Source organism: Mesorhizobium sp. M7D.F.Ca.US.004.03.1.1, from assembly GCF_003998635.1.
Taxonomy (GTDB): domain Bacteria; phylum Pseudomonadota; class Alphaproteobacteria; order Rhizobiales; family Rhizobiaceae; genus Mesorhizobium; species Mesorhizobium loti.
On sequence record NZ_RZQG01000275.1, the window covers coordinates 1 to 6,711 of the forward strand.

A 6,711-nucleotide genomic window follows, 5' to 3' on the forward strand; every position below is an offset into this window, starting at 1 on the left:
GACAGATCCAGTTCCTGGCCGAGGCGCGCGAGACCCGCGTTCGCGCCGAAGAGCGGCTGACGGCGGCCGACGAACGCCGGCTGGAGGTCGAAGCGCGCATCCAGGAGACGCTGAACACGCCGCCGCATCTGGTCATCCGCCATACCGGCCTGGAGGCTGACAGCCCGATGCCAGAAATGGCCGAGATCGAGCGTCAACTCGACCGGCTGAAGATCGAGCGCGAACGGCTCGGCGCCGTCAACCTGCGCGCCGAGGAGGAGCAGAAGGAGCTTTCCGACCGGCTGGAGGCGATCGTCTCCGAGCGCGAGGACATTATCGAGGCGATCCGCAAGCTCAGGCAGGCGATCCAGAGCCTCAATCGCGAAGGCCGTGAACGGCTGCTGGCCGCCTTCGACGTCGTCAACGGCCATTTCCAGCGGCTGTTCTCGCATCTGTTCGGCGGCGGCACGGCGGAATTGCAGCTGATCGAATCCGACGATCCGCTCGAGGCCGGGCTTGAAATCCTGGCCCGCCCGCCTGGCAAGAAGCCGCAGACCATGACGTTGCTGTCCGGCGGCGAACAGGCGCTGACGGCGATGTCGCTGATCTTTGCGGTGTTCCTGACCAATCCGGCGCCGATCTGCGTGCTCGATGAAGTCGATGCGCCGCTCGACGACCACAATGTTGAGCGCTTCTGCAATCTCATGGACGAAATGGCTGCCACCACCGAGACTCGTTTCGTCATCATCACCCACAATCCAATCACCATGGCGCGCATGAATCGGCTGTTCGGCGTGACCATGGCCGAGCAGGGCGTCAGCCAGTTGGTCTCGGTCGACCTACAGGCGGCCGAAGCGATGCGCGAGGCAAGCTGATCCAGGTCGCGCTGCCTGCGAATGGGCCGCGCCGGAGCATTTCCAGAAAAGTGTAAACGGCTTTCCGCCCGGCAAAACAAACAGTCAGAGGGGCGGACTGTGTTTGTGCGAATGATGTTTGGCCGAGGACCAGACGAAATAGAGTGATCCCAATTTCAGCACAGGCACTCTGCGATCCCGCTCGCGATCACGCAGTTCGCGGTAGGTCTTCACCTTCAGCGTGCCCGGACTCGAGGACAAGCTCAGCCTTTGCGCCGCGAGATCCAGTGCACACAGATCACGGCCACGAGGCCGCATGCCATGCCGATGCAATCGGCGACCCAGTCGAACACATCCAGGTCGCGCGCTATCAGCGCCGTGCCCTGGAGGACCTCGATCGCTGCTCCGACCAGGGCGAGGAAGATGATCACCTGCGCTTTGCGATCGGGCCAGCCAAGCCCTCCAAGGAAGGTCAGGACGGCAAAGGCGCTGGCGTGGTTCAGCTTGTCGTAGTGGAAGCCGACGTCGATGCCGAATTCCTTGAGACGGGGTACCGGCAGCAGCGCAAGCACAAGAACAGCGATGAGCGTAACGAGAAAAGCGACCCGTTCGGCGACTGAATAAAATCTCATCTTGCTCCAACAACACTCTGTGCACGACTGCCGGGAAGGCCGAAACCGGCTTGGTGCGAAAGCCGGCCCTAAAAATAGGTTCGCGGCGCGACAAGGTTCTTCTCCTGGCGAATATAAAAACAATAGAAGCCAAACGCTGCAGCGAACCACATGAAAGCCTCACCCATAGCCAGCCGGTTGTTTGAATTGGTAAGGATGGTTATGGCGAAGAAGACCAGTGTTGAGATGTAGCAGGACCAAGCGGCCGGAGCGATAAGCTTGGCCCGCATGGCCATCAGAACCTGCCGGGACGACCAGGTGTAGAGAAAGGCAAAGAACGCCAGTCCGACCACACCATAGCGCACGGCAATCTCCAGATAACCGTTGTGGAAGACGTTGAAGATCATGGGATGATAGGTTCTGTGCTCCCATTCGGTCAGCCAGCTCGAACTGGCTCCGAAGATCGGGTGGCGTTTCCAGATCTCGATCGCATCCGCCCACAGCATCAGCCGTTCCTTGGCTGCAAGCGGAACCGTATCGCTCGCGATGGCGCGGTCGAAGGCCGGGAGGACGCCATGCCTCAAGACATCCGGAACCAAGGCTTTGACGAAGATCATGGTGTCGCTGGCGGTGGACGAGAACACGTTGTGTGTTGCGACGATGCAGGCCGCCACGATGGCCAGCACGCCAGCCGAAACCAGCAGTTCGCGGCGATGGCCTCTCGCCAGGGTCATGACCGCCAACAAGAGCAGGGCGAGCGCAAGCGCAAGCCAGACACCCTTTGACCGCATCTCAATGATGTTGACGAGGGCAAACAGCAGGACGGCTACCGACAGCGCCCAATGCAGGTTCTTGGTTGCTTTCCTCAGGTCCGTTCTTTGGGCCGTGTACGCCATGAATTGCAGCGCGCAAAGGAAGATGAAACCGGCCGCCACCGACGCGTGGATGGGATTGTTGAAAAGCCGCGGGGTCGGTTGGATGCCTTGAAACATGTCCGAATAGAAGGTGTCCGCCGCCAGGAAGACAAGACTGAGGATCATGAACCAGAGCACGAGCCGCGCGGGCTGCCTGACAAACAGCAGAAACGCGAAGCCGGTCGTCGCGTAGAACAACGGAAACATGTAAATGCCTTCGGAGCCACCCAACTGGTGGGTACCGAAATAGACGATCGCCAGTCGGATGAAGACATAGAGCGACCAACCCATGCACAGACCGCCGACCCAACCGATCAGCGGTTTGCTGTAGGTCCATAAATCCACCCTGAACCAGCGGACGACTGCGACCAAGGCCAGCGCCAGGCCCGCATAGCGGTAGGTGTCGGCCTCGCGCCAGACCGAGGAGACCAAAGCGAGAATGGCGAATGACGCCAGCAACAGAAGCAGGGTGTTGCGCGGCGCGTCGTCCTTGGCGTAGTCCGGGATTTCTCGCGGTAAAGGGGGCCGCAGCAGGACGTGATGCAGGCGGCGCAGCTCGTCGCTGGCCCGCAACACCCCGGCACTTAGCCGGCTCGGCCCGCCAAACCTTGCGGATTTGTAGCTCCCCGAGGGGCCGGCTATGCCGGAAATCTTGCTGCTGGCGGCGAAGCCAAGCACGTTTTGGCGAACCGAATAGACCTTCAGGCCGGTATCCCAAAAGCGTTCGAGTGCGACGTCCCATGGCATCTTCATTACGGCGAGCGCCGACAACAGCCCCTGCGCCCCCTCCCGCGTCACAAGATAGGCGGCGGCCGAGCCTTGCGGGCCATGCAGTGCGCGACCGATCTCGTCGCCTTCCGTCGTCTCGACGGCACGCATGAAGAAGCTCATGCGATGGTTGGTCAGCTTGATGACGTCGAAATCCGGCACCGCCGCGATGATGGCCTCGATGCGTCGCATGGTGTTTTCGCTGAAGAGGACGTCGTCCTCGACAATCAGGCCATGGGCGCTGCCACCGGCCAGGAACGTTTCCAGCGCCTGGATATGGCTGCGATAACAGGCATATTCGCCGGGCAGAATGTCACGCCCGCTCAGCTTGCGCGCGGCTGGAAGATCGATCTCCGTCCAGTCTTTTTTGGCGAGGGCGTGGCCGTCGACGGCGGCAATGCGCTGCAAGGTGAGGCCCGCCGCTTCGGCGCTGGCGAGCAATTCGCTCCAGCGACCGGTCTCGCGAACGAGGTTGATGGCGAAGATAGGAAGGTTCATCGAAGGTCCATGTTGAGCCGCCACCCACCGGTCGACCTATGTATGGAAAGAGAGAGATGTTCAAGGTGACACTGTCCAGATCACGCAAGTGGTGACCGAATTTGCCGCGGCGGCGTTGGCAGTCGAATTATTAGCCGATCGGCTTCATGGAAGATCGCAAAGGTATTCTCGCGTCCTCTTGGCCGAAATAAACCGCGGCGGGATGGCTGGGGCGCCAGGATTCGAACCTGGGAATGTCGGTACCAAAAACCGATGCCTTACCACTTGGCGACGCCCCAATTGCCGTCAGAGTCGCTTGTGCGGCGCGTTATTAGCAGAGCAGCCGAAAAGCACAATCCTTATGAGCAATGGTCAGAACGTCCAATTGGGCAGCCAACGCAGTTGCCGCCAGAGGGCGTGCGTGCGGGCTATTCGGACCACACCGCCATCTCGTTGCCGGCCGGATCGACGAAGTGGAAGCGCCGGCCGCCGGGGAACGCGAAGATCGGCTTGACGATCGTGCCGCCGGCGCTTTCGACAGCGCCGAGGGTTGCTTCCAGATCCCTACTGTAGAGCACAGGCAGCGGCTTGGCGGGCGCCTCCTCGGCGTCGGCCTGGAAGCCTCCGTCCAGACCTTCGGCAAAGGCCGAATAGGTCGGCCCATAGTCGGTGAACGACCAGGCAAAGGCAGTGCTGTAGAAAGCCTTGAGCCGATCGAGCGTTCCGCCTGTCGCCGGCAGTTCCAGATAGTCGAGTTTCCCTGGCAGTTTCATGTAGCACCTACTTTGTTCATGTTATGTTCTATACCAGAAGCGCCAAAATGGCAAGTCTTTTTGCCGCATCCCTGGACACGGCTTTTGCTTAATCGATTGTAGGGGTCGCACGGCTTTGCCGACGCCTTGCCTTTCGCACTGCAGCATCATATCGCTCGACAGTCGGACGCGGCGGAACTTTCCGTTTCGCCAATCTTTCCAATCTCCTGCAACCGGAGAGCAAAGCATGACCAAATGGGTTTTCACCTTTGGCGATGGCGCGGCGGAAGGCCGTGCCGGCGACAAGAATCTGCTGGGCGGCAAGGGCGCCAACCTGGCCGAGATGTGCAGCCTGGGCCTGCCGGTGCCGCCGGGCTTCACCATCACCACCGAGGTCTGCAATGCCTATTATGCCAATGGCCGTACCTATCCGGACGGGTTGGAAGCCGATGTCGCGGTTGCGCTCGATCATATCGGACACCTGAGCGGGCGTCGGTTCGGCGACCCGTCGAAACTGCTGCTGGTGTCGGTGCGTTCGGGGGCCCGCGCCTCGATGCCCGGCATGATGGACACCGTGCTCAATCTCGGGCTGAACGACGAGACGGTCGAGGCGCTGGCCGCCGATTCCGGCGATGCGCGCTTTGCCTATGACAGCTACCGCCGCTTCATCCAGATGTATTCCGATGTCGTCATGGGCCTCGACCATGAGGTCTTCGAGGAAATCTTGGAGGACCAGAAGGGCGGGCTTGGGCATGAGCTCGACACCGAACTGACGGCGCTCGAATGGCAGGGCGTCATCGCGCTCTACAAGGCCAAGGTCGAGGAAGAACTCGGCAAGCCGTTTCCACAGGATCCGCACGAGCAGCTGTGGGGCGCGATCGGCGCCGTGTTCTCGAGCTGGATGAACAATCGCGCCATCACCTACCGGCGCTTGCACGATATTCCCGAAAGCTGGGGCACGGCGGTCAATGTCCAGGCCATGGTGTTCGGCAATATGGGCGAAACCTCGGCCACCGGCGTTGCCTTCACCCGCAACCCGTCGACCGGCGAAAAGATGCTCTATGGCGAGTTCCTGGTGAACGCGCAGGGCGAAGACGTCGTTGCCGGCATCCGTACGCCGCAGAACATCACCGAGGCGGCGCGCATTGCTGCGGGCTCGGACAAACCATCGCTGCAGAAGCTGATGCCGGACGCGTTCCAGTCCTTCGTCTCCATCTCCGACAGCTTGGAAAAGCACTACCGCGACATGCAGGATCTCGAATTCACCATCGAGCGCGGCAAATTGTGGATGCTGCAGACCCGCTCCGGCAAGCGCACCGCCAAGGCGGCGTTGAAAATTGCCGTCGAGATGGCGCGGGACGGACTGATCACGAAAGAGGAAGCGGTCGCTCGCATCGATCCGGCCTCGCTCGACCAGCTGCTGCATCCGACCATCGATTCCAAGGCAGCGCGCGACGTCATCGGCATCGGCCTGCCGGCCTCGCCCGGTGCCGCCACCGGCGAGATCGTCTTTTCCTCCGGCGACGCCGAGGAATTGAAGACGCAAGGCCGCAAGGCGATCCTGGTGCGCATCGAGACCAGCCCCGAGGACATTCACGGCATGCATGCGGCCGAAGGCATCTTGACCACGCGCGGCGGCATGACCAGCCACGCCGCGGTGGTGGCGCGCGGCATGGGCAAGCCTTGCGTGTCGGGCGCCGGCTCGCTGCGTGTCGACTACAAGGCCGGCACGCTGATGGCGATGGGATCGACCTTCCGCAAGGGCGACATCGTCACCATCGATGGCAGCAACGGCCAGATCTTGAAGGGCGCCGTATCGATGCTGCAGCCGGAACTTTCCGGCGATTTCGCGGCCATCATGGAATGGGCCGACGCGGTGCGCCGCATGAAGGTGCGCACCAATGCCGAAACGCCGCTCGACGCGCGCATGGCGCGCTCCTTCGGCGCCGAAGGCATCGGGCTGTGCCGCACCGAGCACATGTTCTTCGACGGCGAGCGCATCGTCGCCATGCGCGAGATGATCCTGGCCGACACCGAAAAGGACCGGCGCACAGCACTCGCCAAGCTCTTGCCGATGCAGCGTTCGGACTTCCTCGAACTGTTCGAGATCATGGCCGGCCTGCCGGTGACGATCCGGCTGCTCGACCCGCCGCTGCACGAATTCCTGCCAAAGACCGAAGGTGAAGTGGCAGAAGTCGCCGCCGCCATGAATGTCTCGCCCGATAAGCTCAGGCAGCGCACCGAGGCCCTGCACGAGTTCAACCCGATGCTCGGCCATCGCGGCTGCCGGCTGGCCGTCTCCTATCCTGAAATCGCCGAGATGCAGGCCCGCGCCATTTTCGAGGCGGCCGTCGAG

At 61.8% G+C, this 6,711-nt stretch carries 5 protein-coding genes and 1 tRNA gene; 2 read left to right on the plus strand and 4 right to left on the minus strand.

What is annotated here, in order from left to right:
• A partial coding sequence (locus tag EN935_RS16890; RefSeq protein WP_348629895.1) for an AAA family ATPase occupies positions 1-854 on the plus strand: 854 nt, incomplete at its 5' end.
• Between the two features lie 242 nt (positions 855-1,096).
• On the opposite strand, the gene EN935_RS16900 is transcribed toward EN935_RS16890, so the two are convergent.
• The 4 genes from EN935_RS16900 to EN935_RS16915 form a co-directional block, all read right to left on the minus strand.
• A complete protein-coding gene (locus EN935_RS16900; RefSeq protein WP_127265402.1) occupies positions 1,097-1,465 on the minus strand; it encodes a hypothetical protein in 369 nt (122 codons plus the stop codon).
• Between the two features lie 68 nt (positions 1,466-1,533).
• The gene (locus EN935_RS16905) at positions 1,534-3,624 is read right to left on the minus strand and encodes an O-antigen ligase family protein (RefSeq protein WP_127265403.1); all 2,091 of its coding nucleotides are present in this window, start codon (positions 3,622-3,624) and stop codon (positions 1,534-1,536) included.
• A 203-nt stretch (positions 3,625-3,827) separates the two neighbouring features.
• Positions 3,828-3,902: transfer RNA gene (locus EN935_RS16910), tRNA-Gln, on the minus strand.
• Between the two features lie 129 nt (positions 3,903-4,031).
• Positions 4,032-4,376: a VOC family protein gene (locus EN935_RS16915; protein ID WP_127265404.1), complete on the minus strand. Its 345-nt coding sequence runs from the start codon at positions 4,374-4,376 to the stop codon at positions 4,032-4,034.
• A gap of 226 nt (positions 4,377-4,602) precedes the next feature.
• Between EN935_RS16915 and ppdK the strand changes: the two genes are divergently transcribed.
• A partial coding sequence (gene ppdK, locus EN935_RS16920) for a pyruvate, phosphate dikinase (protein ID WP_127373454.1) occupies positions 4,603-6,711 on the plus strand: 2,109 nt, incomplete at its 3' end.

Excerpts from the sequence above, each read along its gene's own strand:
- EN935_RS16900 (WP_127265402.1), bottom strand. The coding sequence starts at position 1,465 with ATGAGATTTTATTCAGTCGCCGAACGGGTCGCTTTTCTCGTTACGCTC.
- EN935_RS16905 (WP_127265403.1), bottom strand. The coding sequence starts at position 3,624 with ATGAACCTTCCTATCTTCGCCATCAACCTCGTTCGCGAGACCGGTCGC.
- EN935_RS16915 (WP_127265404.1), bottom strand. The coding sequence starts at position 4,376 with ATGAAACTGCCAGGGAAACTCGACTATCTGGAACTGCCGGCGACAGGC.